At 24.6% G+C, this 1,627-nt stretch carries 2 protein-coding genes; both read left to right on the top strand.

Annotated elements, in window-relative coordinates; all coding sequences use genetic code 11:
• A partial coding sequence (locus QX51_RS15060) for a hypothetical protein (RefSeq protein ID WP_207641679.1) occupies positions 1–889 on the top strand: 889 nt, incomplete at its 5' end.
• 129 nt (positions 890–1,018) lie between these two features.
• A complete protein-coding gene (locus QX51_RS15055) occupies positions 1,019–1,411 on the top strand; it encodes a hypothetical protein (protein WP_039680721.1) in 393 nt (130 codons plus the stop codon).
• Positions 1,412–1,627 lie beyond the last annotated feature (216 nt).

Raw genomic sequence — 1,627 nt, 5'->3', positions numbered from 1 at the left:
ATGCACTATACTTGGCTTTGTAGGAATTATATTGTCAGTTTATTTTAATAAGGAAAAAAGAAGAGAAATGCTAATAGGAAAGGAAGAATTTTCATTAATAGAAGAATTATACTTAAATGGATATGAATATGGAGATAAAGATTTAGATGAAATAGAAGATACTTTATATGAAGAGGATTATAAGTTTAATATAGGTGATTTATTAAGGATATTATTTATTGGTATTATATCATTTAGTATAATTGCCATAATAATTAATCTAGGAATGGGAAGTTATAAAATTCCAAAAGAATTTACCATAAACAAAACTCAACGACCTAACTATTTTGTAACGCAATTTTTAGTTGACGATGATAAATTTTATATTGAAAAAGCCTTTAATGGTAGTGTAGAAGTATATGATAAAAATGGAGACTTTTTAAATACTGTATGGATAGGCAAAAATGAAGAGTTTATTAATGCTTATTTAAATGATAAAGAAAATATATTTATGTTAAGTACAGACAGTGAATATGAAAATTACTATTTATATGTAATAGATAAAGATAAATTTACATTAAAAGATAAAATTCAACGTAAAGAAGAGGATGTAGAAGAATTTGAATACTCTAATCCATATGAAGGTATGACTTTTCTAGAAAGTATTGCAGAAGATATTTATCCAACAGCAAAAAAAGATAATACAAGATATAAGTTGAAATTTAATAAAATTATAGTAAATGAGAGAGAAGATCAAGTTATAAATTTAGAAAACTCAAAACTACTCCCTCTGCCAATGGGTTTATTAATAATATTTGTATTTGTAAGTTTAAGTGGAATGTACATAATAGAGTATATAGAGTATAAAATGACAATTAAGAAGTACATATCTAAAAGAAAAAGAGTATAAATGTAATAATATGGAAATTTAAACAGCTTACAAAATGCAGCATGAAGGTAAAAGCATAAGAAAAAATATAAATAAGTGATAAAATTAATGTATTAAACGGAAATTAGTGACTATATGGGGAGAATTTAAATGAATATAATTATTGAGTACTTATGGGTTATAGTTGTAGTAATTGGAGTAATCGTATCTATTATAATAGGATTGAAAGAAGTATATAAATATATTGTGAAGAAATTAAAAACAAAATCCATACGAAAAACCAGAGTAAGAGTAGTTGTTAAAAATAAGTATTATTCTCCAGGCTCAGGACCTAAAGTACCAAGTGTAGGGGTAAGCATAGAGTCCACCTCATATAGAGTGGAGGTTATTTATCATGAACAATTATATATATTACATAATAAGAAAGTTTTTGAGTCTGTAGATATAGGAAATACTTTAGAAATGAATTTAGTAGAAGTAGTTGATAAGAATGAAAATATAATAGATTCATATTTAGAAGTTATTTCAAGTAAATATAAGTAATATACACAAAAACACTAGTTAAAAAACCATGCCTTAGAATTGAAAATGCGGTAATGTAAAATAATTTGTGCTTATGATGAAATAAATATTCCTTTATGGCAATGATAAAAATATAAAGTCAATGCCGGAAAGGGTATTTTTTATGAGTACATTAAAGAAAGAATTAATAAAATAAATTATTGCAGATGGATCACTTAGTAATCCAGTTGATATTCA

It is taken from the genome of Terrisporobacter othiniensis, assembly GCF_000808015.1.
Lineage (GTDB): Bacteria > Bacillota > Clostridia > Peptostreptococcales > Peptostreptococcaceae > Terrisporobacter > Terrisporobacter muris.
The sequence above is the reverse complement of the archived record's forward strand: the minus strand, read 5'-3'. Positions and strand labels throughout refer to the sequence as shown.